The organism is Amycolatopsis sp. WAC 04169 (genome assembly GCF_003947535.1).
Taxonomy (GTDB): domain Bacteria; phylum Actinomycetota; class Actinomycetes; order Mycobacteriales; family Pseudonocardiaceae; genus Amycolatopsis; species Amycolatopsis keratiniphila.
In genome coordinates this window covers 303,175-329,341 of sequence record NZ_QHJI01000007.1, presented here as the reverse complement: position 1 = coordinate 329,341, position 26,167 = coordinate 303,175, and the positions used below count along the sequence as shown (strand labels likewise).

General features: G+C 70.0%; 24 protein-coding genes. 6 read left to right on the top strand and 18 right to left on the bottom strand.

Annotation, left to right across the window (positions count from 1 at the left end; translation table 11 throughout):
• The 8 genes from DMC61_RS20825 to DMC61_RS20790 all read right to left on the bottom strand — a co-directional run bounded on the left by DMC61_RS20825 (window position 1) and on the right by DMC61_RS20790 (window position 8,487).
• Window positions 1–633 (bottom strand): GDSL-type esterase/lipase family protein, encoded by a 633-nt coding sequence (locus tag DMC61_RS20825; RefSeq protein ID WP_125690706.1) that lies wholly within the window; start codon window positions 631–633, stop codon window positions 1–3.
• On the bottom strand, window positions 630–1,391 hold the full coding sequence (locus DMC61_RS20820) for a sugar phosphate isomerase/epimerase (protein ID WP_199750050.1): 762 nt from the start codon (window positions 1,389–1,391) through the stop codon (window positions 630–632). Before DMC61_RS20820 ends, DMC61_RS20825 begins: the two co-directional genes overlap by 4 nt.
• Entirely contained in the window at window positions 1,388–2,425 is a 1,038-nt protein-coding gene (locus DMC61_RS20815; RefSeq protein WP_125690705.1) for a LacI family DNA-binding transcriptional regulator, read from the bottom strand. The genes DMC61_RS20820 and DMC61_RS20815 overlap by 4 nt, the downstream gene beginning before the upstream one ends.
• Before the next feature lie 83 nt (window positions 2,426–2,508).
• Complete coding sequence (locus DMC61_RS20810; protein WP_125690704.1) at window positions 2,509–3,951, bottom strand: polysaccharide lyase 6 family protein; 1,443 nt, start codon at window positions 3,949–3,951, stop codon at window positions 2,509–2,511.
• A gap of 13 nt (window positions 3,952–3,964) precedes the next feature.
• Window positions 3,965–5,266, bottom strand: a complete 1,302-nt coding sequence (locus DMC61_RS20805) for an alpha-L-fucosidase (RefSeq protein ID WP_125690703.1) — start codon at window positions 5,264–5,266, stop codon at window positions 3,965–3,967.
• Between the two features lie 76 nt (window positions 5,267–5,342).
• Window positions 5,343–6,209 (bottom strand): carbohydrate ABC transporter permease, encoded by an 867-nt coding sequence (locus tag DMC61_RS20800; RefSeq protein WP_125690702.1) that lies wholly within the window; start codon window positions 6,207–6,209, stop codon window positions 5,343–5,345.
• The gene (locus tag DMC61_RS20795; RefSeq protein ID WP_125690701.1) at window positions 6,206–7,162 is read right to left on the bottom strand and encodes a carbohydrate ABC transporter permease; all 957 of its coding nucleotides are present in this window, start codon (window positions 7,160–7,162) and stop codon (window positions 6,206–6,208) included. Before DMC61_RS20795 ends, DMC61_RS20800 begins: the two co-directional genes overlap by 4 nt.
• Complete coding sequence (locus DMC61_RS20790) at window positions 7,159–8,487, bottom strand: sugar ABC transporter substrate-binding protein (protein WP_125690700.1); 1,329 nt, start codon at window positions 8,485–8,487, stop codon at window positions 7,159–7,161. Before DMC61_RS20790 ends, DMC61_RS20795 begins: the two co-directional genes overlap by 4 nt.
• 182 nt (window positions 8,488–8,669) lie before the next feature.
• Here DMC61_RS20790 and DMC61_RS20785 point away from each other — a divergent pair, with 182 nt between their 5' ends.
• Together DMC61_RS20785 and DMC61_RS20780 are read left to right on the top strand one after the other, a co-directional pair.
• Window positions 8,670–9,677: a hydroxyacid dehydrogenase gene (locus DMC61_RS20785; protein ID WP_125690699.1), complete on the top strand. Its 1,008-nt coding sequence runs from the start codon at window positions 8,670–8,672 to the stop codon at window positions 9,675–9,677.
• Window positions 9,677–10,012, top strand: coding sequence for an alpha/beta fold hydrolase (locus tag DMC61_RS20780; protein WP_233594876.1), 336 nt, complete (start codon window positions 9,677–9,679; stop codon window positions 10,010–10,012). The genes DMC61_RS20785 and DMC61_RS20780 overlap by 1 nt, the downstream gene beginning before the upstream one ends.
• Window positions 10,013–10,016: 4 nt before the next feature.
• On the opposite strand, the gene DMC61_RS20775 is transcribed toward DMC61_RS20780, so the two are convergent.
• Window positions 10,017–11,156: an epoxide hydrolase family protein gene (locus DMC61_RS20775; protein ID WP_125690698.1), complete on the bottom strand. Its 1,140-nt coding sequence runs from the start codon at window positions 11,154–11,156 to the stop codon at window positions 10,017–10,019.
• A gap of 76 nt (window positions 11,157–11,232) precedes the next feature.
• On the opposite strand from DMC61_RS20775, the gene DMC61_RS20770 reads away from it, so the two are divergent.
• Entirely contained in the window at window positions 11,233–11,796 is a 564-nt protein-coding gene (locus DMC61_RS20770; protein ID WP_125690697.1) for an ABATE domain-containing protein, read from the top strand.
• A gap of 408 nt (window positions 11,797–12,204) precedes the next feature.
• Here the strand turns inward: DMC61_RS20770 and DMC61_RS20765 are convergent, their stop codons facing one another.
• Both DMC61_RS20765 and DMC61_RS20760 read right to left on the bottom strand, forming a co-directional pair.
• Window positions 12,205–13,296: an aldo/keto reductase gene (locus tag DMC61_RS20765; RefSeq protein WP_125690696.1), complete on the bottom strand. Its 1,092-nt coding sequence runs from the start codon at window positions 13,294–13,296 to the stop codon at window positions 12,205–12,207.
• Window positions 13,297–13,315: 19 nt separating this feature from the next.
• A complete protein-coding gene (locus DMC61_RS20760; RefSeq protein ID WP_228688371.1) occupies window positions 13,316–13,792 on the bottom strand; it encodes a DUF6130 family protein in 477 nt (158 codons plus the stop codon).
• 158 nt (window positions 13,793–13,950) lie between these two features.
• Here DMC61_RS20760 and DMC61_RS20755 point away from each other — a divergent pair, with 158 nt between their 5' ends.
• Window positions 13,951–14,196 (top strand): hypothetical protein, encoded by a 246-nt coding sequence (locus DMC61_RS20755; protein WP_125690695.1) that lies wholly within the window; start codon window positions 13,951–13,953, stop codon window positions 14,194–14,196.
• On the opposite strand, the gene DMC61_RS20750 is transcribed toward DMC61_RS20755, so the two are convergent.
• The 5 genes from DMC61_RS20750 to DMC61_RS20730 form a co-directional block, all read right to left on the bottom strand.
• Window positions 14,193–15,194, bottom strand: coding sequence for a LysR family transcriptional regulator (locus tag DMC61_RS20750; protein ID WP_125690694.1), 1,002 nt, complete (start codon window positions 15,192–15,194; stop codon window positions 14,193–14,195). The two genes, DMC61_RS20755 and DMC61_RS20750, sit on opposite strands and share 4 nt — an antisense overlap.
• Window positions 15,191–15,832 (bottom strand): sigma-70 family RNA polymerase sigma factor, encoded by a 642-nt coding sequence (locus DMC61_RS20745; protein ID WP_123798420.1) that lies wholly within the window; start codon window positions 15,830–15,832, stop codon window positions 15,191–15,193. Before DMC61_RS20745 ends, DMC61_RS20750 begins: the two co-directional genes overlap by 4 nt.
• Window positions 15,817–17,163, bottom strand: coding sequence for an alpha-lytic protease prodomain-containing protein (locus tag DMC61_RS20740; protein WP_125690693.1), 1,347 nt, complete (start codon window positions 17,161–17,163; stop codon window positions 15,817–15,819). The genes DMC61_RS20745 and DMC61_RS20740 overlap by 16 nt, the downstream gene beginning before the upstream one ends.
• A 342-nt stretch (window positions 17,164–17,505) precedes the next feature.
• Complete coding sequence (locus DMC61_RS20735; RefSeq protein ID WP_125690692.1) at window positions 17,506–19,077, bottom strand: tannase/feruloyl esterase family alpha/beta hydrolase; 1,572 nt, start codon at window positions 19,075–19,077, stop codon at window positions 17,506–17,508.
• Between the two features lie 17 nt (window positions 19,078–19,094).
• Window positions 19,095–19,529, bottom strand: a complete 435-nt coding sequence (locus DMC61_RS20730) for a cupin domain-containing protein (protein ID WP_125690691.1) — start codon at window positions 19,527–19,529, stop codon at window positions 19,095–19,097.
• A 131-nt stretch (window positions 19,530–19,660) separates the two neighbouring features.
• Here DMC61_RS20730 and DMC61_RS20725 point away from each other — a divergent pair, with 131 nt between their 5' ends.
• Complete coding sequence (locus DMC61_RS20725; RefSeq protein WP_125690690.1) at window positions 19,661–22,351, top strand: LuxR family transcriptional regulator; 2,691 nt, start codon at window positions 19,661–19,663, stop codon at window positions 22,349–22,351.
• A gap of 62 nt (window positions 22,352–22,413) precedes the next feature.
• Here the strand turns inward: DMC61_RS20725 and DMC61_RS20720 are convergent, their stop codons facing one another.
• Window positions 22,414–22,845: an organic hydroperoxide resistance protein gene (locus DMC61_RS20720; protein ID WP_037336829.1), complete on the bottom strand. Its 432-nt coding sequence runs from the start codon at window positions 22,843–22,845 to the stop codon at window positions 22,414–22,416.
• Between the two features lie 139 nt (window positions 22,846–22,984).
• Here DMC61_RS20720 and DMC61_RS20715 point away from each other — a divergent pair, with 139 nt between their 5' ends.
• Window positions 22,985–24,535: a BTAD domain-containing putative transcriptional regulator gene (locus DMC61_RS20715; RefSeq protein WP_125690689.1), complete on the top strand. Its 1,551-nt coding sequence runs from the start codon at window positions 22,985–22,987 to the stop codon at window positions 24,533–24,535.
• Here DMC61_RS20715 and DMC61_RS20710 read toward each other — a convergent pair whose 3' ends face one another.
• Window positions 24,536–26,134, bottom strand: coding sequence for a glycoside hydrolase family 13 protein (locus tag DMC61_RS20710; RefSeq protein WP_125690688.1), 1,599 nt, complete (start codon window positions 26,132–26,134; stop codon window positions 24,536–24,538).
• Between the last annotated feature and the right edge of the window lie 33 nt (window positions 26,135–26,167).

Below are 26,167 nucleotides of genomic sequence, written 5' to 3'. Positions count from 1 at the left end.
CTAGGAGAGCGGGGCCTCCTGGACCGGCGACCCGGCCGCGGCGAGCCAGGCTTCGGCGAGCAGGCGATGTCCCAGCGGGCTGGGGTGGACGCCGTCCGGGGCCAGCGTCGCCGCCCCGTGCTCGGCGGCCGCCTGCGGCATGAACAGATCCGCGCGGATCAGCCGCGCGCCGAACTCGATCGCCACCTCGATCGCGGCCTCGACACGGGGCGCCAGATCGGCGACCCAGTCCTGCTGTTCCGGCTCCACCGGCAGCAGGAACGGCGTGATCACGTACAACTCGGCCGGGAGATCCCGCCGTGCGCCCGCCAGCAGCCGGGAGTAGGCGGCACGGAACTTGCCGATCGGGCTCGGCAGGCCGCGGTCGAACGTCCGCCAGGTGTCGTTGATGCCGATCTTCACCGTCAGCACCGTGGGACGCGCCGCGAGGACGTCGGTGGCCCAGCGGGCTTCGAGGTCGTAGATCCGGTTTCCGTTGATCCCCCGGTTGAGCACCTCCGGCCCGTCGCCGAGGAGATCCGCGATCCGCCGCACGTAGCCCTTGCCGAGCGACGCGGGGTCGGTGCGGTCGCGGCTGGAATCGGTGATGGAGTCGCCGGCGAACAGCAGGCGGTCGGCTTCGGTGAACCTCACGCGCCCGCCTCGATCAGCTTCCGCAGCGAGTCGGCCTCACCGGGGATCAGGTCCGGGTCGTTGTCCGGGACGAATTCCAGCAGCGCGTCGAGCGGCCGCCCCGCCTTGGCGAGCAGGCCGAACGCCCGCGTCCACAGCTCCGTCCGGAAGGTCAGCGGATGCCGCTCGTTGCTGGGCCACCACGAGAACACGTGCACCGCGCGGACCTGGTCGAGCACCAGTTCCAGCCCCGCCAGCGCCTGCTCGTCCGGCAGATCCTGCGGCGGCTGCCAGTAGGTGCCGAGGTTGTCGCGGCCGACCTCTTCGAGCAACCGCACGGTCGATTCGGCGGTGTCGGTCAGCGTCCCGCCGTGGAACTCCAGCGCGACTTCGAGTCCGTGCTCGTTCGCGACGTCGGCGGCCTCGCGGAGCCCGGCGACGATCTGCTCGCGCTCGTAGGAGTCGACGTCCTCGGAGCCCGCTTTCCCCGCCCACACCCGGATCCGCGAAGCGCCGAGCCGGACCGCGGTGGCGGCGATCTCGCCGAACTTCCCGGTCTCCATCGGGGTCGCGCGGAAGTAGGAGCCGTAGGAGTCGCAGGTCAGCCCGTGCCGTGCCATGGCCTCGAACGCGCGCTCGGCGGCCCAGTCGTCACCGGGGCGCACATGGACGTCGGCACCCCATTCGATCACCTGCAGCCCCGCCTCCTCGGCGCGACGGGCGACCTCGTCGGCGTCCAGCCGCCGCAAGGTCACCGAACACAGTCCCGGGCGGATCATTTTCCCTCCAACGGTTGAGTGCTTTCCCGCAGCACGACCTCGCCGGTGATCGGCTTGACGCGGGGACCGTCCGCGCGGTGGTCGAGGATGAAGTCGAGGGCCTGTTCGCCCATGCGCTCGATCGGCACCCGCACAGTCGACAGCGAAGGCCTTATGTCGCGCAAGGTGATAATGTCGTCGAACCCCGCGATCGCGATCTGGGCGGGCACCTGCAGCCCGCGGTCGCGACAGGCGGCCATCGCGCCGACGGCCATCACGTCGTTGACCGCGAACACGCAGCCGCGGAAGCCGCTCTCGATCGCCCGCACCATCGCCGCGTAGCCGCCGTCGCGAGTGAATTCCGCGCGCAGCACGTGGTTTTCGGGCAAGGGGACGCCGTGCCGGGCGAGGCCGTCACGGAAACCCAGCACCCGGTCCCGCGAGGTCAGCAGGCCGGACGGCCCGGCGAGGACGAGGAAGTCGCGGTGCCCGAGCCGGGCGAGCTGTTCGGCCAGATCCGCCGCTCCCGCGCGGTTCTCCAGCATGACGGTGTCGAACGGCAGTTTCCGCTGCCCGATCACCACGACCTGGCCGTCGGCGGCCTCGAACGCCTTGAGTTCCTTGGTCAGATTCCGTTGCAGGGCACTGTCCTCGTTCCGCGACCCGGCGAGGATGACCGCCCGCGCCCGTTGCCCGCGCAACGTCGTGACGTACTCGAGTTCCTTCTCCGGATGGTTTTCCGTGCTCGCGATGGTGACCGTCAACCCGTGCCGGGCGGCCACCCGCATCACGCCGGACGCGATCGAGGAGAAGTACGGGTCGACGATGTCGTGCACCAGCAGCCCGACGACGTTGCCGCGGCCGCGGGCCATCGCCTGCGCGGGCACGTTCGCCGTGTACTGCAAGCGTTCCGCGGCCCGCAGCACCGATTCGCGCAGGGTGCCGCTGACCTGTCTGGTCCCGCCGTTGAGCGCCCTCGACGCCGTCGCGAGCGACACTCCGGCCTCGCGGGCGACGTCGGCCAGGGTGGCCGAACCCGCGGCACGCTGCGCCATGGTTCCTCCTCGGTGGTGCGGTTGGGCTCACGCCGGCGTGGGCTGACGCCGGCGTGAGCCCGGCTCTGATGTCCGCCGCCTCGCTACGGGGCGCCGGGGCCGACGTCCGCGGTGGTGAGCGGCCGGTTGGCGATGGCCGCCGTCGAGTACTCGTCGGCGCCGACGTCACGCAGGCTGCCGCGGGCCTGACCATCGATGTCCAGCGTGACCGGCGCGGTCGAGAGGGTCGCCGCGTCGATCGCCGGGCTGCCCGCGGCGAGCCGCGAGACGCCGTCGGAGCCCTGCACGAGCTTCGGGTCGACCCGGCGGAAGGTGCCAGCCGGGATGTTGCCGTTCCCAGCCGAACCCCACAGGATGTTGCCGGACCAGGTGAAGTTGCCCGTGGTGCTCATCGCGACCAGGTCGCCGTTACCGCCGACGAAGAGGTTGTCCGAGATCGTGCAGTCACGCGGTTCGATCGTCCGTTTGGTCTCGCCGGCGAGCGTGCCGCCGTTGTTCAGCAGCGTGTTGTGCGCGATGAGCACGCGGTCCGCCGCGTCGTTGCCGCGCCGGGATTCCTTCGATTCACCGGGGAAGTGGTCCCGTACGGAGCCACTGCCGACGACCAGCGCGGTACCGGACACCCCGGCCACGTAGTTGTTGACGATCTTGTGGTCGTTGCCGTAGATCCGGATGCCTTCCTTGCCGCCGAGGATGAAGTTCGATTCGACGACGGACTTGTTCCCGTGGCGCAGCACGATGCCGCCCAGGCTGTTCCGGATGGTGTTGTTGCGGATGAAGTTGCCCGACGACTTGATCGAGATCGCCTCCGGGTCGCCGTTCGCGCGTTCGAAGAGGTTGAACTCGACCTTGGCCCCGGCGGTGCTGAGCGCGCGCGGGCTGACGCCGAGCCGGATCGGCTCGCCGCCGTTGTCACCGGGGAAGGTGTGGTCGGAGAAGTAGTTCCGGAAGACCTCGACGTCCGCGGCCATCTTGTCGTCGTCCGCGCCCTCGATGCAGAGCATGACGCCGAGCGTGGTCTTGTGGTGGAAGTGGTTGCGGTCGATCTTGCTGTTGTCGGCGCGCACCATCACCCAGTGCAGGTCCGGGAGGTCGGCGAACTGGAGATCGTTGCGGGTCAGCCGGATCCGCGAACAGTTCGCCGGGATCTCCAGCGTGGTGCTCTGGCGGAACTTGAACCCGCTGATCGTGACACCGGTGGAATCGTCGAAGACGAAGCTCTGCTCACCGTTGAACGTCACCCCGCCGCGGGACTGGGCGACGATGGTGATCGGCTGGTCCTTCGTGCCGCGCCTGCCCTTGATGCTGATCGGCTTGCCCGTGGGCACGGTGTAGGTGCCGTTGTTCACGGTGATGACGGCACCGGGTCCCGCCTGGTTGATCGCGTTCTGCAGTTCGGTGAGCGAACTGACGTTCAGCGCGCACAGCCCCTGGGGTTTGGCCGACGCCGTGCCCGCGGTGACCCAGGGGACGGTGATCAGCGCGGCGCCGAGGGTGGCGCCGCTGAGGAACCTTCTGCGATCCATGATGCCTCCGTGCTCAATCGGTGGGGCGGGTTTCGGCGGCGGGGCTTTGTTTGCTCAGGAACAGTTCGATCACCGGGACCGGGGTGTCCGGTTTCCGGATGGGGAGCTTCAGGGTGAGCGTGCCTTCCGGCTGCCCGCCCATCTGCGTGTTCTGCGCGGTCTGCCCGGGATCCGTGTGCACCTGCCGGATTTCCGAGGCGTCGTCGAGCAACTGGGCGTAGCGCACCCGTCCGGCGAGGCCGGGCAGGTGGACGTGGTTCATCGGCCAGCTGAACAGGTGCAGGTACAGCCGGTCTCCGCGCTGGGTGTAGCGGCCGTCGGCGGGCGCGGTGAACTCGCTGGGACCGCAGCCGCGGATGGAGCGTTCGTGGCGGTCCATCCAGCGGCCGATCTCGGCGAGGACTTCGTGCGCACGGGGGTCGATCTCGCCCCGGCCGTTCGGCCCGACGTTGAGCAGCAGGTTGCCGTCCTTCGACACGCCGTCGACCAGCATCCGGATCAGCAGTTCCGGGCTCTTGTAGTCGAGGTTGTCGCGGTCGTAACCCCAGCTGCCGTTGAGGGTCTGGCACGCCTCCCACACCACGGGCACACCGTCGCGGGTCATCGGGCCGGACGGCTGGTACTGCTCCGGGGTGATGAAGTCGCCGGGGATCCCGGTGCGGTCGTTGACCAGGATGCCGGGCTGGAGTTCGCGGACCAGCGCGAGCAGGCCGGGGGAGTCCCAGTCGTCCGGTCCCTTGCCGCCCCACCATTCCTTGCGGCCCTTGTAGGAGAAGTCGAAGAACAGGTAGTCGATCGTGCCGAAGCGGGTGAGCAGTTCGCGCACCTGGCCGTGGAGATACAGCTGGTACTCGGCGATGTCGGCGTACTGGTGCGCCGCGATGTACTCCGCGTCGTCACGGCGGGGATGGGTGCCGTCGACGGGGAAAGCCGGGTGGTGCCAGTCGATCAGCGAGTGGTAGAAGCCGACCTTCAGGCCTTCCTCGCGGCATGCGTCGACGAACGGGCCGAGCAGATCCTTGCCGTACGGCGTGTTCGTCACCTTGAAGTCGGTGAGGTCGCTGTCCCACAGGCAGAAACCGTCGTGGTGCTTGGTGGTCAGCACGACGTAGGTCATGCCCGCGGCCTTCGCGGCACGCGCCCAGGACCGCGGGTCGTACTTGTCCGGCTCGAAGTGGTCGAAGTACACCCGGTACTGCTCGTCGGTCAGCTTCTCGCGGTTCTGCACCCATTCGTGCCGGGCGGCCAGGGAATACAGTCCCCAGTGGACGAACATCCCGAACCGGTCGTGGGTGAACCAGGCGGTGGAACTCACTGCAGGATCGCTCCTTGTTTGTCATTGGTGAACCCGCGACCGCGATCGAACCTCGGCAGGGCGCTGAGATGGTGGGTCAGCCCTTCAGCGCGCCCGAGGCGAGGCCGCGGACGAACGAACGCTGGAAGAACAGGAACGCGGCGACCGACGGGAGCAGCGCCAGCAGTGACGCCGCCATGATCACGCCGGGGGTGACGTTCGTGTCGATCCGCAGCGTCCGCAGGGCCAGCGGCAGGGTGTAGGTCGAGGCGTCGGTCGACACCAGCAACGGCAGCAGGTACTGGTCCCAGATCATCGTGAAGCCGAAGACGCCGATCACGCCGAGCGCGGGCTTGCACATCGGGAGGATGATCTGCGCGAAGATCCGCAGGTCGCCCGCTCCGTCGATCCGCGCGGCCTCTTCGAGTTCGCGGGGGACGTCCTTCATGAACTCGGTCATCACCAGGATCGAGAAGGCCCAGGCGCCCAGCGGCACGATCATCCCGGCGAGGCTGCCGATCAGGTTCAGGTGCACCACCGGCAGATCCGACAGGATCAGCGAGAGGGGGATCGCGAGGATCTCCTCCGGCAGCATCAGCGTCGCCAGGATCGCGACCAGCACGAAGGTCATGAACCGGAACTTCTTGCGCGCCAGCGCGTAGCCGGCCAGCACCGAGATGACGACCTGCAGCAGCAGGCCGAAGCCGACCACCAGGAACGAGTTGAGGAGGTACATCCCCACGCCCAGGTCGAAGGCGATGCCGAAGTTGTCCAGGGTCGGACTGGACGGGACGACGCTCAGCGCCGTCGGATCGGAGACGTCGTTGAACGCGCTGACCAGCAGCGCCAGCAGCGGCCCGGCGAACACCAGGAGCAGCAGGGCGTACAGGACGAACTTCAGGATCCGCCCGGCCGGTGATTTGACGGCGTCGAGGCCGAGGGCGGAATCGTTGGCCGCGGTCATGCGTCTCGCCTCCGTCGGAGCACCTGGACGAACAAGGTCAGCACGAGCGTCGCGAGGAACAGCAGGACCGCGCCCGCCGCGCCGACGCCCAGCCGGTTCTGTTCCAGGCCGAGTTTGTAGATCAGGGTCATCGCCACCTCGGTCGAGCCGTTCGGCCCGCCGTTGGTCAGCAGGAACACCTCGGTGAACACGCGCAGGCCGCGGATCGCCGCGAGGACGAACAGGATCGAGAACACCGACCGCAGGCCGGGCAGCGTCACGTGGAGGATCTTCCGCCAGCGGGAGGCACCGTCCACAGTGGCCGCTTCGTAGAGGCCGCGGTCGATACCGGCCAGACCGGCGAGGAAGATCATCATGTCGTACGGGGCGCCGCGCCAGATCCCGGTGATGATCACCGAGACCATCGACGTGTCGGGATCGTTGATGAAGCCCGACGGGCCCAGCCCGACCAGGCCGAGGATGGAGTTCAGCATCCCGTCCTCGGTCGGGTGGTACATGATGCGCCAGAGTTCGGCGACCACCGCGATCGGCACGACCACCGGCAGGAACGCCGCCGACCGCAGGAACTTCAGCCGCTTGCTCTGGCCCTCCATCAGCAGGGCGAGCGCGAGGCCGAGGATCATCGACCCCGCGGTCTGCCCGACCGCGATCACGACCGTGTGCCAGATCGCGGAGTGGAACGCCTCGTCACCGAGGACGGTGCTGTAGTTCTGCCCGCCGACCCACTGGTTGCCCAGATACGGCTGGACGTCCTGGAAGGACATCGTCACCGCGGTGATCATCGGGATGAACTTGAAGTACACGAACAGGATGAGGGCCGGGGCCAGGAACAGCCACGGCGTCCACCACTTCCCGTCGCGGTCGCTGCGCCTGCGGGCCTTCGGCGCGGGCGTCCGCTGCACGGCGGGACGGTCCGCGCCGACGGCCGCCGGCTTGGCGTGATCTACGGTCATGAGGCGCTGATCCCCTGTTGCTGCAACGTCGCGGTGAGCTTGGTGTCGAGTTTGGACAGTTCCGCCTTGAGGTCGAGCTTGCAGTCGGCGACGAGCGCGCTGATCGTGTCGGCGGTGTCCTGGCGGACGGGCGTCCAGTTCGGGATGGACGGCGCGTAGTGGCCGGACTTGGTGTAGATCTCGGCGTAGGTCTTCCACCGCGGGTCGGAGCGGACCTGGGTGATGTCGACGTTCTTGTTCACCGGGAGCTGCACGATGAAGGCCGACTCGCCCTCCATGCCGATCTTCTGGCCGTCGGCCGAGATCGCGAAGTCACCGAACGCGTCCTGCCCGGCCTGGTTCGGCGAACCGGCCATCATGTAGATCGACAGGCCCTCGGCGAGCACGTCGGCGTTCTTGGCGCCCTTCGGCATCGGGACGACCTCGTACTTGTCCTTGCCGAGCGACTTGTCGAAGCGCGGCAGCAGGTACGGGCCGACGACGTACATCCCGGCCTTGCCCGCTTCGAAGGTCTCATTGGTCGCGGGGGTCGGCATGGTGACCGAACCGGGCTGGATCACGTTGTCCTTGCAGCCGAGGTCGCGGAACCACTGCACCGCGGCCACGGATTCGGGCGTGCTCATCGCGGGCTTGTACTTGCCGCCACCGGCATCGGCGATGAAGTCGCCGCCCGCGGCCCACAGGAAGTTGGAGAAGTACCAGGAGGCGTAGCCCCGCTTGGTCGACAGCGTCGCGTTCAGGCCGGCGGTGTCGGCCTTGCCGTTGCCGTCGGGGTCGCCGGTGGTGAAGGCCTTGGCGAGGTCCGCCAGTTCGGCCCAGCTCTGCGGGACTCCCTTGCCGAGCTTCTCGCGCCAGTCCTTGCGGATCAGCAGCGCCGAAGCCTGCGCGCTGTAGGGCAGGCCGTACAGCTTGCCGTCCGGCATCTGGTTGGACTTCAGCGCCTGCTCGGTGAGCTCCGACGCGTGCTTGATCTTGCCCTGTTCGATCTCACGCACGAGACCCTGGCTCTTCAGCGTGCCGACCTGGGTGACGTCGTTCATCACGATGTCCGGCAGGTCGCGCTGGGCGGCGCGCTGGGCGAGCTTCGTCTCGAAGTCGTCGAAGATCGCGGTGACCTGCACCTTGAATCCCGTGGCCTTCTCGAAGGCTTCCGCGAGCCGCTTGGTGGCCTGTTCGCCGGGGCCGCCGGGGGTCGTCCGGGTCCACAGTTCCAACGGCGCCTTGGTGTCCTGCGCGACGTTCGTTCCGGCGGGGCCTGCCGAGCAGCCCGAAAGGACCAGCGCTGAGACAGTGAGTCCCACGCCGATCCACCGCGATTTCCGCATCGCTTCTCCTGTTCACTGTGGACCACGCTGTCTACCTCGGAGGGGACGGTAAGCGCTTTCCCGGTCTCCGGTCAATGGTCCGATCATTACGAATTTCAATCGCCCGTGTTTGCCGCTGCGGGGGACTCGCCGTGCGTGGACCGGCTCAGGCATCCGATGTATGGTCGCCGCCGGAGGTAGGGATGACCGAGCTGCGACACCGGCCGACGGCACTTCTCGTGATGGAGGAGCGCCGCCGCGACGACGTTTACCCCGAGGCGGTGCTGAAGGAGATCGGCACGCTGGCGGACCTGCGTGAACCGCTCACCCGCGAGCGGCTGGCGGAGGATCCGGCGGCGCTGGAAGGCGTCGAAATCCTGCTGTCCGGCTGGGGCGCCCCGGTGCTGGACTCCGTCCTTTTGGGACATGCGCGGGAGCTGCGGGCCGTGCTCGTCGCCGCCGGCTCGGTCCGGCCGCTGACCACGCCCGAGTTCTGGGCGCGCGAGCTGCCGATCGTGTCCGCCGCGGCCGCGAACGCCGTCCCGGTCGCCGAGTTCACCCTGGCCCAGGTCCTCTTAGGACTCAAGCAGGTGCACCGCATCTCCCGGGAGATCCGGGAGCGGCGGGCCTATCCGCCGGATCCGCGGGTCGCGGGCGCGTACCGGTCCCGCGTGGGCCTGCTCGGCCTCGGCGAGATCGGTGCTCTCTTCGCGTCGCATTTGCGCGGTTTCGACGTGGAAGTGCTCGCGAGCGACCCCGTCGTCGACCCGGCGACCGCCGACGGCCTCGGCGTGCGGCTGGTGAGTCTGGAGGAACTGTTCGCCACCTGTCCCGTGGTCAGCCTGCACGCGCCGTTGCTGCCGGAGACCGAAGGGCTCGTCGACGGCGAGCTGGTGGCCAGGATGGGCGTCGGCGCGACCCTGATCAACACCGCCCGCGGTGCCGTCGTCGACGAACCGTCCGTCATCCCGGTGCTGCGGGAACGCCCGGATCTGACGGCGATCCTCGACGTCACCTGGCCGGAACCGCCGGAGCCGGACTCGCCGCTGTACACGTTGCCGAACGTGGTGCTCACCTCGCATCTGGCGGGCGCGCTGGGCGCCGAGCGCGCGCGGATGGGCGAACTCGTGGCGGCGGAGCTGCGGCGATTCGTGCTCGGGGAGCCGCTGCGGCATGCCGTCGCGCCGGACCGGGCGCACCTTCGGGCCTGATGCTCGCCTTCCGGGAGACCGGCCCGTCCGTCGGGGTGCCCGTCGTCCTGCTGCACGCCCTGGGCAGCAAGGCGGGCACTTGGGACGATTTCGCCGCCCGCCTGGATCGCCGTGTCGTGGCGGTCGACCTGCCGGGGCACGGTGACAGTGCCCACGCGGAGAGCTACTCGCTCGAGGTGATGGCCGACGGCGTGGCCGAACTCCTCGGCGAGGAAGCGGATCTGGTCGGCCATTCGATGGGCGGCCGGGTCGCCGTGCTGCTCGCCCAGCGCCTGCGCGGCCGCGTGCGGCGGCTGGTCGTCGAGGCGGGCGGCCCCGTGTCGAGGATCGTATAACGCCCTATACCGCTTGCCGCACGGCCGCGAGGCCTTCCTGCAGATCCTTGACGAAAAACCCGGGAACCTCCAGGGACGGGAAATGCCCGCCGGACTCGGGTGACCTCCATCGGACGATCCGCCGGTATCGCTCCTGCGCCCAGGGGCGCGGGTACTTCTCGATGTCGCGGGGGTAGACGGTGATCGCCGACGGGACGTCCACGCGGAGCTCGGGATCGAGCGAGTTGTGGCTCTCGTAGTAGATGCGGGCCGACGATGCGCCGGTCCGGGTCAGCCAGTACAGGGTGACGTCGTCGAGGATGCGGTCCCGGGAGATCGTCTCGAACGGGCTGTTCTCGGTGTCCGACCACTCGGCGAACTTGTCGAGGATCCAGGCGAGCAGGCCGACCGGTGAGTCGACGAGCGAGTAGCCGATGGTCTGCGGGCGGGTCGCCTGCTGTTTGGCGTAGGCCGCGCGGTGATGCCAGAAGTCGTGGGTCTCCTCGGTCCACTCGCGCTCGGCGGGAGTGAGTCCCTCGGTCGTCAGCCCGGGCGGTCCCTCCGCGAATGTGGTGTGGATACCGAGGACATGTTCCGGGAACCGGCCGCCGAGGACCGTGGTGATGTTGCCGCCCCAGTCGCCGCCATGGGCCGCGAACCTGTCGTAGCCGAGCCTGCTCATCAGTTCGACCCAGGCGGCCGCGATCTTTTCGGTTCCCCATCCGGTGGTGGCCGGTTTGTCGCTGTAGCCGAAACCCGGCAACGACGGGACCACGACGTGGAACGCAGGCGTGTCCGGGTCCGCCGGGTCCGCCAGTTCGTCCACCACGTCGACGAACTCGGCGATGCTGCCCGGCCAGCCGTGTGTCAGGACCAGGGGAGTGGCGTCCGCGCGGGTGGACCGGCGGTGCAGGAAGTGGATCCCCAGGCCGTCGATGGTCGTGCGGTACTGCCCGATCCGGTCGAGGCGATCTTCGAACCACCGCCAGTCGTACTCGGTGCGCCAGTAGTCCACGACCTCGATCAGGTCGGCGAGAGGAACGCCCTGCCCCCAGCGGGGGACCGTCGCGGCTTCCGGTAGCCGCGCCGCGGCCAATCGGGCACGCAGATCGTCGAGTTCGGCGTCGGTCGCGTGGGCTTCGAAGGCTTGCACTTCGCTGGTCATGTGACCTCCTGTCGGAACCGGCTAAGACGGTTCTAACAGGTCGCCCTGCCAGGACGCAACCGGCTAAGGTGGTTCCATGCGTTCCGGCTTCCCCGACTTCCGCCTCGGCAGCGTGCTGGCGACCAGCTTCACGGCGACTCTGACGGAGCGTCGTGGTGAGCCCGTGGAGCGCATTCCCACGCCGCAGCGGCTCGTGGACTGGCTGGCGGTGAGCGGCCTCGCCGTGGAGTCCTGCACCGCGGCCCAGCTCGACCTCGCCCGGGAACTGAGGGAAGCGATTCACGCCGCCGCGACCGCGACCGCGAATCGAGAAGCCCTGCCCGCTGCCGCCGTCCAGGTCATCAACGACCGCAGCGTTCAGGGGCGGGCCGCGGCCGTCCTGACGTCCGAGGGCGAGCGGCAATGGCGGGTCGCCGGCGTGGAAGACGCCCTCAGCGTGATCGCCGCCGACGCGATCAGCATCCTCTCGGGCGAACGGGACGGGAAGATGGCGTTGTGCGCGTCGCCGACGTGTCTGGCCGCCTTCTTCGACACCAGCCAGAGCCGCACGCGTCGGTGGTGTGACATGAACACGTGCGGGAATCGGTCGAAGAAGGCGCGGTTTCAGGCCAATCAGCGGAAGAAGTCGGGGAGTTCGTGAGCGGGTTCGTGAGGCGGCTGTTTCGTCGGTTGCCGGGAAATGGCGACCAGCTCACTTGGGTCCGGCGTAACCGTTCGGGCTCGTTGCCGGAAATCGGCGATGGGCGGAATGGTGGCGGTGTCGTCGAGGCAGGTATGACATGACCGGTCGCTTCGTTGCCGGGAATTGGCGACGGTGACTGATTCGCGTGGGTCGGCTTCGGGGGTTGGTGGTTGCCGGGAAATGGCGACCAGCTCACTTGGGCTCGACCGACCGTTCGGGCCCGTTGCCGGAAATCGGCGACGGCCGGAAAAGCGGCGGCGCCGTCGAGACGCCCATCCCCACCCATCGCCAAAAAACGGCGACAGAGTCAGGCCACCCCAGCCCGTCGCCGAAAACCGGCAACACCCCACCACCCGCAGAGCCCGGTCACCAGTTCCGCACCCCAGGCGCGTACCCCGCCGGCTTGTCCCCGACCTTCACCCCGGGCGAGATCACCCAGTTCTGGTACTCGGGCGTGAACATCCGGTACACCGACTCCGGCGGAACGGCACTCGCCTCGTCGAGGAGCGCTCGCAGGTCCGGCGGCAGTTCGAAGTCCAGTGCCGCCATGCTCTTGCCCAGCTGGTCCGCGCTGCTCGCCCCGACGATCGCCGCCGCGACGCCCGGCTGGGTCGCGACCCAGTTGATCGCGACCTGCGCCATCGTGACACCGAGTTCGTCCGCGACCTTCTCCAGCGGCTTCAGCAACGCCCAATCCCGGTCCGTCCACGACTTCCCCGAGCTCCCCGGATCGCTCAGCCTGCCTTCGCCGGACGGCGTCTCGCTGGTCGGCCGGTACTTGCCGGTGAGGAATCCGCCTGCCAGCGGGCTCCACGCGGTGACGCCGAGCCCGAGATGCTGACCCATCGGCACATGCTCGGTCTCGATGGTCCGCTCCACGAGCGAGTAGGGCAGCTGGAGATTGACGACCGGGGTCAGCGCGTTCGCCTCGGCGAAGCTCTGCGCTCGCGCGGCGTACCAGGCGGGCACGTCGGAAAGCCCGGCGTAGCGGATCTTTCCCGCGCGCACCAGATCGTCGAACGTGCGCATCACCTCTTCGACCGGCGTGACGCGATCCCAGGTGTGCAGCAGGAACAGGTCGACGTGGTCGGTGCCCAGCCGCCGCAACGATGCTTCGAGCGCCCGGATCAGATGCTTGCGGCCGTTGCCGCCGGCGTTCGGATCGCCGGGGTCGACGCTGTTGGTGTACTTGGTGGTGAGCACGACCCGGTCGCGCACCTTCGCCTCGGCGATGAGGCGGCCGAGGATGGTCTCGCTTTCGCCTGCGGTGTAGAAGTCCGCGGTGTCGATGAAGTTCCCGCCCGTGTCGAGGTACTTGCGGAAGATCGGGCGGACCTCGTCCTCGGTCTTGCCGTACGCGGCGTGGAAACCGCCGGTGCCGAAGTTCATCGTGCCGAGCGCGATCCGGCTGACGCGCAGCCCGGAGCGGCCGAGCAGGTAGTACTGATCCAGTGTCATCGTGGGTCTCCAGGATTTCTCAGTGGTGTCCACTGTGGACGGGAACGACGAAGTTCACCGTCTTCTCGTCGAGGATCTTGTGCGTCGGATCGGCGAGACCGATCCACACCTTGTGCGGTCCCGCCGGCAGCGACTGGATGATCAGCGGCTCCCCGCTGCCGTCCGCCCAGTGCCACGCCGCGTCGTCGACGGTCACGTGGATGTGGCCGATCCGCGGCGACACGTCCAGGGCGGCCGGGCCGTAGACCGGGACGATCCGGAGGTTTTCCGCCCGGTACCGCAACACGACCAGACCCATCGCCAGCTGCTCGGGCAAGGGCGCGTCCACGACCAGCGAAGGCGGCGGTTGCGACGGAAGCGGCACGACGGGGGCGGGCGACCATCCGGCGGCGGCCGCGCCAGGGGGTGCGGGTGCCGCCGGGGCGGGCGGGGGAGCACTGCAGGCGGCGGTGAGCAGAACGGCGGCGGTGAGGGCGAGTTTGCCGAGTGCGGGCATGAATTCACGCTAGGTCGGCGCGGAGGGCCGCGGCGCCCGTCGGGCGACGTCATCGGTGTACGTCACCCGTGACACTTTCCGGTGATCGGCAGATGAACCGGCCGGATCCGGGGAATACGCGGGACATCGACCCGCCAGGGGAAGAAAAGGAGAGAACGATGAAGTCTCGAATCGCCGCAGTGGCGGCCGCGGTCACGTTCTTGGTCTCCGCGGGCGCCGCCACCGCCTCGCCCGCCGCCGCGGACCCGGTGCCCGGCAGCCCGAATCAGTTCTACGCGTCGTGCGCGGTGGACCTGCTGGGCGTTCCGGTGGGCTGCCTGGAAACCGACGAAGTGCACGCGACGCATATCTGCCAGTACGTGATCACGACGTTCGGACTGGGTCTCGACTGCATCCAGCGCTAGGTCCCGAGCCAGCCGGGGTTCGCCGCCGCCCACTCGGGAAGACGGTGCCGGATCGCGGCCAGCTCGGTGATCGCGTGCACCAGTCCACTTCGGACAGCAGGGACGTCGACCGGTGAGCCGTCGCGCCACAGCAGGAGATGCCGCGTCCGCAGCGGCACACCCCGCAGCGCGACCACCGGGCCGGGCATCGTGGAACCGGAATCGAGGGACGGGGTGGGCGCCACCGCGCGGGGATCGCGCCGGACGGTCTGCCGCAGCACCGTCGGTTCCAGTTTCCGCACGGTGATCGCACCGAGCCCGGCCCGGGCGCACTGATCGGTCAGGTGGTCGTGGAACTCGTCGTCCCCGCCGGCCGCGGTGAGCCAGGCCGAGCCGTCGAGCTCCGCCAGCGAAACCTCACCGCGTCCGGCGACGGGATGCTCCGGGGACACGGTCACGAACACCGGCTCCGTCCCGACGGGAAGCAGGTGGAGACCGGCGGGCGCAACGATTTCCTGCCCGGGGTGGTCCACGTACAGCGCCAATTCGACCGTGCCGTCGAGAAGCGCCGAGAACAGCGCCGTCCGGCTGGTCACCGCGAGCAGTTCGACCGGACGGCCGGGGGCGGCCGCGGCCACCACGCCGCTCAACGTCTCGGCGAAGACCGTCGGGAGCGCGCCGATCCGGAGCAGCCCCTCGTCGGGCGCGGTGTGGAACCGGCGGATGGCCAGTTCGAGGTCGTCCGCCGCGGCCAGGACGCGCCGCGCGTGGTTCAGCAGCACCTCGCCCAGCGCGGTGGGCCGCACGCCGTGCCGGTCGCGTTCGAACACCGTCCGTTCCAGTGCCCGCTCGACCCGGTGGAGCTGCGCGCTCAGCGCGGGCTGGGAGAGCCCGAGCGCGGTCGCGGCCTTGGCGATGCTGCCCGCCGACGCGATCGCGTCGAGGAGCCGCAGATGCCGGACGTCGATGTCCATCGGCCAGGTGTGGCCGTCCCCGGGACCGATGAGGGGGCTGATCACAGGTCGTCCTCGCTGATGATCGTGCGGAGTTTCTGCAGGGCGCGATGCTGGGCGACCCGGACCAGACCGGGGCTCACCCGCAGGACCGCTCCCGTTTCGGGCGCCGTCATCCCCACCGTGATCCGCAACCGGAGGATCTCCTGCTGGAGACCGGGAAGGGTGCTCATCAGCCGCGTCAACCGGTCGTGTCCGTCGGCGGCGAGGGCCAGCCGCTCGGGTTCGTCGGTCTCCGGCGTCGCGCGTTCGGGCGGATCGGGCGTGGGTTCCGACCTGTCCCGGGCCCGCCTCCGGAAGGCAGCGGCGACCTTCCGGGCGGCGATCCCGAGGACGGCGGCGAGGAAGGAGCCGCCGGTGGTCTTCGCGGTGGGCAGTGCGGTGAGCACGGCGAGGCAGGTCTCCTGCGCGACGTCCTCCGCGGCGATCACCCGCGCGTCCGTTCCGTCCATCCTGCTCCGGCAGTAGTCCGCGACCACCGGCTGGACGATGCTCATCAGCTCGTTCGTCGCCGCGGGGTCACCGCGGCGGGCGCGGGGGACGAGGGATTCGAGATCCGCCGCCCGCGCGCCGTCGTCAAGAGGAGGAGCCGCCCCCGGCGAGGTCGGGTCGCCGGGGGCGGTCCAGGTCAGGCGAGTTCCCAAAGCGCGGGCACGTTCGGCGGCTCCCAGCCGGGCATCGAGGTGTGCGGCTGGATGACCCGGTAGTTGCTGCCGCCGTAGGAGGCGGTCGCGCCGGAGCCGTAGTACGTGTACGGCGCCCAGGTGCCGCCCGGCGGGTTCGACGTCGTCGGGCTGGTCGGCGTGGTCGGGGTGGTGGGCGTCGTGGTGGTGCTGGACGGCGGGTTCCCGCTGACCGTCAAGCGCAGGTTGTAGACGCTCAGGATCTCCGAGATCGGCTGGAAGTAGATGGTGCCGCCGGAGGTGCAGTTGCCGGAGCCGCCGGAGGTGACGCCCTGCGCCTGGTCGCCGGTGAGCCACGAACCGCCGGAGTCGCCGGGCTCGGCGCAGGCGTTGGTCCGGGTCAGGCCGGTGATGGTGCCCTCGGGGTAGGTGACCGAGGTGTTCTTCTGCAGGATGGTGCCGCAGCGCCAGCCGGTGGTGGAGCCGGAGCGGCACACCGACGAGTTGACCGGCGCCTCGGTCGAACCGGCGACCGGCACGGTGCCGGGATAGCGGTTCACCAGCGGACGCGGGGTGTTGCCCGCGTCGGCGCGGACCCACGCGTAGTCGTTGCCGGGGAAGCTGGAACCGGCGACGGTCCCGCTCGGGTTCGAGGTGCGGGTGCCGGTGGTGCCGCAGTGACCGGCGGTCACGAAGCCGCCGTCGACCGCGAAACCGATGGAGCAGCGGCCCGAGCCGAAGGTGTAGGCGTTGCCGCCGATGATGTCGATCAGCGGACGAGGCTGTTCGGTGCTGGTCTCGACGCGGACCACGTCGGCAGGCACGCCCGAGGCGGTCGCCCACGACTTCGCGGCGGCTTCGCCACCGGCGTTGGCCAGGACGACGATCGAGTTGGCGGTGACGTCGGTGAACCAGCCGGGCACGGTCTTCGGCGCCTTGGTGGCCTTGGCGTCCAGCCGGAGCTTCGCCGTGTCGAGGTCGGCGGCGCTGCGGGCGACGGTCTTCGGGGTCGCGCCCGCGGCGCGCACCAAGTCGCCCACGGCGGCGTCGGTGACCGCCACGGTCAGCGTGGTCCCGCTGCCGTCCAGCCACGATCCGGCGTACGACATGCCGAGCTGCTTCTTCAGCGTGTTGTCGGCGACCGCGGCGCGCTGTTCGCTCGCGAGCCGGAGCTTGGCCTGGTCGGGGCTGATCTTCAGGTCGCGGGCCATCGCGGCCAGCATCTCGGACTGGACCTGGTCGCCGGCGGTGGCTTGTTGACCGGCGCTCGCGCTGGGGGTCAAGGCGATGGCGGTGACCAAGCCTGCCCCGGTTATGGCCGCGGCAGTCGCGGCTAAGATCTTTCTGTTCATTTCAACGCTTTCCTCGAAACGGGCGGGGGGAGGGGGATTCGTCCCCGACCGTACGAGGCACATCACTGGACTGGTACATACCATTTGGGTCATACCGCCCGGCCGTGACGTGGGGCGATATGGCGGTGTTCCGTGCTGATCCGCCCGGTGATTCCGTTGCGGTGCAACGGTTCAGCCGTCGCCGGAAGAAGTGGTGCACAGCCGCGAGAGATGGTCGATCGCGGTGTCCACTGTCGTCAATACCGTACTTTTGAGGGGGAACGCCAGGACTTCTCACAGAGTGGGGAAGTGCCCGTCGTACCGGAGGGGGCGCCGGCACGACGGGCACTGGTTCGGTGAACCTCAGTGACCGGTGCAGCGGTAGCTCGACGCCACCGCGGGATCACCGTGGCCGCGGTATCGCGAAACCTGCGGATACGGGCAGAGATCGCGGGTCTTGCCGCCGTTCGCCGCGGGCAGGGTCGCCGGCGCCTTGCCGTGTTCGACCCAGTCGACGAGTGCGCCCAGCGCGTTCGCCGGCGTGGCGCCCGCGCCGCCGCCGCAATGCGCGACACCGGGGGCGAGGAACAGCCGGTAGAAGTCGTTGACCCGTTTCGCGCCGCCCATTTCGCGCTCCACCTCGTGGCGGTACCGCAGCGTGCCGCCCGGCGGGATCAACTGGTCGTCGGTGCCGACGAAGGTGATCAGCTTGCCGCCCGCCCGGCGGAAGTCCGACAGATCCGGGTCGGAGGTCCCGATGACGTCGTCGTATTCGCGCACCGACTGGCGGAACAGGTCGGCGAACTGGCGGTAGGTGAGCTTCTCGGTGTCGAACCCGGGCTGCTTCTTCAAGAACGTCTGCACCCAGCCCACCGCGACCGGGAAGCCGGGAGCCGTCGTCACCGGGCCGAAATCCGCTCCCTTGGGCAGGCCCGCCCAGAGCCGTCGCCCGTGCTCGTCGGCAGGCCCGGCCCAGATCTTGCGCACGACCTCGGCGTCCGCCGCGGTGACGGTGACCTCCTTGCCGTCGCAGAGCACCTTCGTGCCGATGAGCGACCGAGGATCGTAACCGCACTCGTCAGGCCGGTCGACGATGCCGTTCGTGACGCCGTCCCGGCCGTCGCAGGCCTTGATCGCGGCCTGCTGGAAGGCGGTGAACACGCAGGTCGCCGGGAAGGTCTTCTCCTGGTTCATCACGACTCGCGGCCAGAGCGTCGCTACCGCGAACTCCGCCCAGTGCACGGCCGGCGCGTTCGCCAGGACACCGTCGAAGTCGCCCGGATACCGCTGCGCTTCGGAGTAGCCCTGACGACCGCCGGTCGAGCAGCCGTTCCAGTACGAGTAGGCGACTTCCCGCTGGTAGAACTTCTGCGTCACGTCCTTCCCGACGAGGGCGGCCTCGTGGACGGACCGGGTGGCGAAGTTGGTCACGAGGGGTTTGTCGATTTCGCCCCGGGGAGTGAGTGCCCAGGAGGTGTCGAGGAAGGTCAGGGGGACGCCGGCGTCGGTGGTGACGCCGCTGAAACCGTCCTTGACCGCCTGGACGAGCGGGGCGCCGAAGTCACCGGCGGTGTACGCGCTGCCGCCGATCGCCTGAAGCCTGCCGGTCCACCCGGTCCGGGGCAGGGTGACGGCGACCTTGACGTGATCACCCGCCGTGCCGTGGGTCAGGGTGACGGTGATCTCGCAGTACGCGGGCACGTCGGTGATCGTGGCGGGAGGCGTGAACGGGGTGGGCGGGAACGTGACGGTGCCGCCGGGCTTGTGCTCCGCCTGGACGGACTCGATCCGCGCCCCGTCCGGCGCCGAAACGGGGACCGCCGCGCACGACGTCGCCGCCGCTTGGGCGGGTGCCGTCTGGGTGACCGAGGTCAGCACCAGCGGCAGCAGGGCGGCCAGCGGTGCCGCCGCGAGGAACAGCTTCTTGCGTCTCATCACTTTCCTTCAGGATTTCAGTCGAACGAACAGCCGGGATTGGGCACGTCGACGGCCAGCGCCTGACCTACGGGCACCCGGTAGAGCACCTCGAGCACGACCGGTTCGGTCCCGAGGTTGCGTCCGATGTGGACGTAACCGGGTCCGCTCTCCTCGGTGATCGCCTGCCCGGCGTGGTAGACGCCATCGCTCGCGCAGGTCGCGTCGTGGTGGCTCAGGACGCCGCGTTCGACCACACCGCTGACCGCGCCGGGGTGGAAATGCCAGCCGGTGCTGCCGCCGGGTGCCAGCGTGATCTCCTTCAGCACGTACTGGGTGCCGCCGACCACGTGGTCGAAGAGCGTCACGGCGCTGACACCGCGTCCGGGGGTGGCGTTCGCGGTCGCGGGCGCCAGCCCGACGGCCAGGCCGGTGAGCGCGAGGGCGAGGGTGAGCCGGGAAGCCTGGTGCATGCGACCGAAGCTAGGCCGATCGTGTTGACAGGCCGTCTACATCCTGTGGACGCCGCCGGGAGTCCTAACCGGACCGTTTGGGTATCGTCGAAGGTGCGGCCGCCCATGGCCGACGGGAGGAATGCCGCACCATGCCGCTTTTCGGACGGGAAGCCGAGCTGAAGGACCTGACCGAACTCGTCGACGGTCCCGCCGCCGGCTGTGGCGGCGTGCTCGTCCAGGGCGAACCGGGCGTCGGGAAGTCCGCGCTCGTCGCGGAAGCCGTGGCCGCGGCGACGCTCGGCGGCCTGCGGGTGCTGCGGGCGACCGGCGCCGAGGCCGAACGCAACTTCGCCTACGCCGCGCTGCATCAGCTGCTCCATCCGGTCCGCGCGGGCGCCGACCTGCTGCCCGCGCCGCAGCGTTCCGCGCTGTGGGCGGCGCTCGGGCTGGCCGAAGGGACGGAGCCGAACGCGTACCTGGTCGGGCTCGCCGCGCTGACGCTGCTTTCGGAGGAGGCGTCGGCCAAACCGTTGCTGATCGTCGCCGAAGACGTCCACTGGATGGACCGCGAGAGCGCCGACGTGCTCGCGTTCGTGGCCAGGCGGATCGAGACGGAACCGATCGTCCTGATCGCGACCCTGCGGGACGGGGAGCCGTCGCCGCTGCGCGACGCGGGACTGTCCTCAATGGACCTGGAACGGCTCCCCGAGGAAGTGGCCGCCGAGCTGCTCGACTCCGTCGCCCCCGGGATCACCTCGCCGGTCCGCTCCCGGATCCTCGCCGAAGCCGCGGGCAATCCGCTGGCCCTGACCGAGTTGCCGTCGGCCATGACCGGCACTTCGGATCCCGTGCTGCCCCTGACCGAGCGGCTCGAGCGCACGTTCGGGGCCCGGTTCACCGCCCTGCCGGAACCGGCGCGCACGACCTTGCTGGTCGCCGCGCTCAACGAGACCGGTTCGCTCGCCGACACCCTCGCGGCGGCGTCGACGTTGCTGGGTGAAGATGTCGAGCCCTCGGCGCTGGCACCCGCCGCGGAGGCCCGGCTGATCGACCTCGAAGCCAGGACGGTCTCGTTCCGGCATCCGTTGATGCGTTCGGCCATTCCCGCTTCGGTGCCGGCCGAGGAACGGCGACGCGCGCACATGAGCCTCGCCGAGATCTTCCGCGGCCGGCCGGATCGCGCGGCCTGGCACTGGGCGGCGGCCGCGACCGGAGCCGATGAGAACGTGGCACGGGAACTGGAGAACGCCGCCGATCGCGCGCGGCATCGCGGTGGTGTGACGGCCGCCGTCGCCGCGTTGGAGCAGGCGGCGTCGCTGAGCCTCGATCCGGAGCGCCGGGCGGACCGGTTGCTGCGCGCGGCCGAGCTGGCCGTCGAATCCGGTGATCGTGAGACGGCGGAACGGCTCGTCCGCGACGCACGCGCGGGAGAGCTCACGTCGCGGCAACGAGCGACGGCGAGCTGGCTGCTCAGCGGGTTCGAGGACGGCGCCCGCGAGGACCTCTCACGGATCGCGGAACTGGCACGGCTGGCCGAGTCGATCGCGCAGGACGGGCACCCGGATCCGGCGATGCGCGTCCTGTGGGGCGCGGCCATGCGGTGTTTCTGGGCCGAACCCGGTGCGGACACCCGGGGAACGCTGCTGGCCGTCGCGGACCGGCTGCCGGTGGAGGACTCCGACCCGAGGCTGGTCGCCGTCGCCGCCTACGTGGCGCCGTTCGACCGGGCCGAATTCGTGCTCGGCGAGCTGCGCGGACTCGCCGCCGCCACCGGTGCCGACCCCGAGGTCGACCGCTTCCTCGGCAGCGCGTCACTGCAGGTCGGCGCGGTCGATCTGGCGGCCCGGTTCTCCGCGGCCGCGGCGCCGGGGCTGCGGGCGCAGGGCAGGCTCGGGCTGTTGCCGCGTGCTTTGGCCGTCCAGGCGTGGAGCCGGGTCCGGCTCGGTGACCTCGCCGGCGCGGTGCCGGTCGCGGCGGAGGCGGCCAAATTCGCCAAGGAGACCGGGCAGCCGTTCATGTACGGGTTCGCCACCGCGGTCCAGGCCGAGATCGCCGCGCTGCGGGGTGAGCACAAACTGGCCAAGACGCTGGCCGACGAGGCCGAACGGACCGCGCTCGCCGCCGGGGCCCGGCCGGTACTGGCCACCGTGCAGCTCGCCAGAGGCATCGCCGCGTCGAGCGAAGGCCGGTTCGACGACGCGTTCGCCGACCTGCGGCGTCTCTTCGACCCCGCCGATCCCGCCTTCCAGCTCGCGCTGCGCGTCTATTTCATCGCGGAACTCACCGAGGTCGCGGTCCGGGCGGGGCAGGTCGAGGCCCTGCGCGAGATCGTCGCGGAGATGGAGCGGCTCGCCGTGACGACCCCGGCGCCCGCTCTGCACATCGGCTTGCGGTACGCCCGCGCCGTGCTCGAACCGAGCGACGAACTGTTCGAGACCGCGCTGCGGGCAGAGCTCGACGGCTGGCCCGCCGAACGCGGGCGGCTGCACCTGGCCTACGGCGAATGGCTGCGGCGGCAACGGCGGGCCGTGGACTCGCGGGCACATCTGCGCACCGCGCGGGAGACGTTCGACGCGCTCGGCATGACCGCGTGGGCCGAGCGGGCGCGCCGCGAACTGCGGAGCGCGGGGGAGTCGAGCCCCAACCGCGGGCCCGACGCGCGGGAGAAGCTGACCCCGCACGAGCTGAGCATCGTGCAACTGGCCGCCGAAGGCCTGACGAACCGGGAGATCGGGCAGCGGCTCTACCTCTCGCACCGGACGGTCGGCACGCATCTGCACCGGATCTTCCCGAAGCTGGGGGTGAGTTCGCGGGCGGAGCTCAAGGGCGTCGTGTCATGAAAGGGCCGTTCAGGACGAAAAGTGTCCTGAACGGCCCTTTCATGACATCCGGGGACCGCGGCTCACGCGACGGTGGCGTCCAGCGTGACCTCGACGTTCCCGCGCGTCGCCTTGGAGTACGGGCACACCTGGTGCGCGCCCTGCACCAGTTCGTCGGCCGTGGCCTGGTCGATGCCGGTGGCCTCCAGGTGCAGCGCGGCGCTCAGGTGGAACTCGCCCGCGTCGGTGTCGTGGTGCAGCGTCACCTCGGCGACGACAGCGAGGTCTTCCAGCTTCACCTTCTTGACGCCCGCGACGCGGCGGACGGCGCCGACGAAGCAGGACGCCCAGCCCGCGGCGAAAAGCTGCTCGGGGTTTGTGCCGTCGCCGGAGCCGCCGAAGGCCTTCGGGACGGCGAGGCCGACGTCGAGCACGCCGTCGTCGGAGGTCGCGCGGCCGCCGTTGCGGCCTTCCGCGGTCGAAGTGGCGACGGCGGTGTACGTGGTTTCAGACATGCCGCAACCGTAGGAATCCGCCCCTGACCTCGGCGACCGTCGGATGACGTCATTCCTGTACGTCATCGGTGGATGACGTACGCCGACGACGTCGTCCGACGGTCGCCGCCGCGGCCGGGACCCGCCTACCTTTCCGCGCATGTCCCCTCTGCCGCAGGAAGTCCGGTGCCGTTTCACCGTCCTCGGCCCGCCGGGGTTCACCAGCGGCGGCACCCGGCTGGACCTCGGTTCGCCCCAACAGCAGGCGGTGTTGATGTTGCTGCTGGCCAACGCGGGCAGTTTCGTCCGGACCGGCGAGCTGATCGACGGGCTCTGGGGCGAGCGGGCGCCCGCGACCGGCGAGGCGGTGATCCGGACCTACATCTCCCGCCTCCGGCGGCTGCTCTCCTTGCAGGGACTGGGATCGGCGATCGTCTCGCGGTCCGGCGGCTACCGGCTGGATCCCGATCGCTTCGAGGTCGACGCGGTCGAGTTCGCCGGGCTGATCGAAAGCGCGCGTCAGGCGCGTTCCGTGGAGACGGCGGCGAAGCTGCTGGAACGGGCGCTCGGACTGTGGACCGGAACGGCATTGGCCGGCGTCCCCGGCGAAGCGGCCGAACACGAGCGTTCGCGCCTGGAGCGGCTGAAGCTGACCGCCACCCAGGAGCTGCTCAGGCTGCGCCTCGAACTCGGGGAGCACGACGAGGTGGTGGCCGAGGTGCCCGCGCTGATCGAGCGCAATCGCCTCGAAGAACCGCTGTACGAGATCTATCTCCTCGCCCTCCATCGCGGCGGGCGCCGTGCCGAGGCCTTGGAGCTCTATCGCGCGATCCACGACCTGTTCGACGCGGAACTCGGCGTCCGGCCTGGGCCGAAACTGCGGGCGCTGCACCAGAAGGTGCTTCGTGCCGAGGACGAGCGGACGCCCACACTCCGTGGACCGGACCCGCTGTTCGTCGGACGTGAACGCGAACGCGCGGAGTTCCGGCGGCTGCTCGCGAGAGGTGGGGTGCTGTTCCTCACCGGCGCCCCCGGGATCGGGAAGTCGACCCTGATCCGGAAGTTCGCCGACGACGCGGCGGCCATGGGCAAACCCGTGCGGCTGTTCGACGGGCTCGACGATCCGGCGGAGACTCTGCGCCGCCTGCCCGGAGACGTCACGGCCGTGATCGCGGGCCGCACCGGTCCGGACGCCACGCTGCTGGTCGATCCGGCGTGGTCGGGCCGGATCACGATCCGGAAGCTCGAACCCTTGAGCGACGACGAGTCCGCCGCACTACTCGAAGCACGCGGCGTCGACCCGGATCATCGGAAGTCCATTGTGGACTTCGCGGCGGGCAACCCGTTCGCACTCTCCCTGGCCGCCGAAGTCAGCAGGTCACCGCAAGCGGACGCGGCGCGCTACGTGGTGGACACCGTGTACGCCCACCTGGCCGGTGATCCGCCGACGGAGGCGCATCGCTGGGCGTTGTACGTATGCGCGCAAGCGGACCACACCACCGAAGACCTCCTTCGGTCCGTGCTGCCGGGAGGGCGGTCTTCGGAGCTGTTCGACTGGCTCCGCGACCACCCTTGCGTCGAGACCGCCACCCACGGCCTCGTCCTCGGCGGTGTGCTCCGCGAGGTGCTCGACAGGCACCTCCGGTGGCGTGACCCGGCGGGCCGCGCCCGGATGCGCGGCCGGATCAGCCGGGTCACGACCGGCCGGTGATTAGGTGAGCAGCCACACCGCCGTATCCGTCGGGAGTTCTCCGTCGACCGGGCCACTGACCATGAGCACCTCGCGATGCGGCGGCAGCGGCACGGGCTTGTCCGAGAAGTTCAGCACGAAGGTGAAGCCCGGCTCCCGGGTGAACGCGAGCACGCCGTCGCCCAGTTCCAGCCACTCCAGGCCACCGGCGCCGAGCGCGGGAAGTTCGTCCCGCAGGCGCAGACCGGAGCGGTAGAGCCGGAGCATCGACGCCGGTTCGGCCGCCTGCGCCTCCGCCGTGCTGGAGCGCCATTCCCCAGGCTGGGGCAGCCACGCTCCGCCCGTGCCGAATCCGAACGGCGGCGCGTCACCGGACCAGGGGAGCGGGACGCGGCAGCCGTCCCGGCCGGGGTCGGCGCCGTTCGTCCGGGCCCACACCGGGTCCTGCCGGAGTTCGCCCGGGATGTCCTCGATCTCCCACAGGCCGAGCTCTTCCCCTTGGTAGACATAGAGACCACCGGGCAGTGCCATGGTCAGCAACGCCGCCGCCCGTGCCCGGCGGGTCCCGAGCCCCCGATCCACCGGAGTGCCGTGCAGCCGGTCCGCGAACGCGAAACCGGTGTCGCCCTCGCGGCCGTACCGGGTCACGTGCCGGGTGACGTCGTGGTTCGACAGCACCCACGCCGCGGGCGCGCCGACCTCCTCGTGCGCCGCCAGCGTCCGCCCGATGACATCTCTGAACCGGGCGAAATCCCAAAGACACACCAGGAAATCGAAGTTGAACGCCGCGTGCAGTTCGTCGCGGCGAAGGTAGCGCGCGGCCCGCGACATGTCCGGCAGCCACATCTCGCCGACCAGCACCCGGTCGCCGGGGTAGCTGTCCGCGATCTTGCGCCACGACCGGTAGATCTCGTGCAGCCCCTCCTGATCGGAGAACGGCGTCTCGTCGCCGGGATCGACGTCGGGCAGCCGGGGGTCCTTCACCAGCCCGTCGGCGACGTCGATGCGGAACCCGTCGACCCCGCGGTCGAACCAGAACCGCAGCACGTCTTCGAAATCGGCGCGGATCTCCTGGTTGTCCCAGTTGAAGTCCGGCTGGCGCGAGCTGTACAGGTGCAGGTACCACTCGCCGTCCGGGACCCGCGTCCAGGCGGAGCCGCCGAAGCGCGACTTCCAGTTGTTCGGCGGCTCGGAGCCGGCCGGCCCGCGGCCCGGCCGGAACCAGAACCGTTGCCGTTCGGGCGATCCCGGCTCGGCGGCGAGTGCTTCGGCGAACCAGCGGTGCTCGTCGGAACAGTGGTTCGGCACGATGTCGATGATCACGCGGATCCCCTTGGCGTGGGCCGCGGCGATGAGGTCCTCCGCTTCGGCGAGCGTGCCGAAGAGCGGGTCGATCTCCCGGAAGTCGGCGACGTCGTAGCCGCCGTCGTCCATCGGCGACGGATACCACGGGGTGAACCAGATCGCGTCGATCCCCAGTTCGGCCAGGTAGTCCAGCCGCGCGCGGACACCGGCGAGACCGCCGACGCCGTCGCCGTTCCCGTCCGCGAAACTGCGGAGGTAGACCTGGTAGATCGCCGCGCTCCGCCACCATCCGGCGGACTGCCCTGATGCGGTCACGAAATGCCCTCCCAATCGTTTGTGGAAACCCCG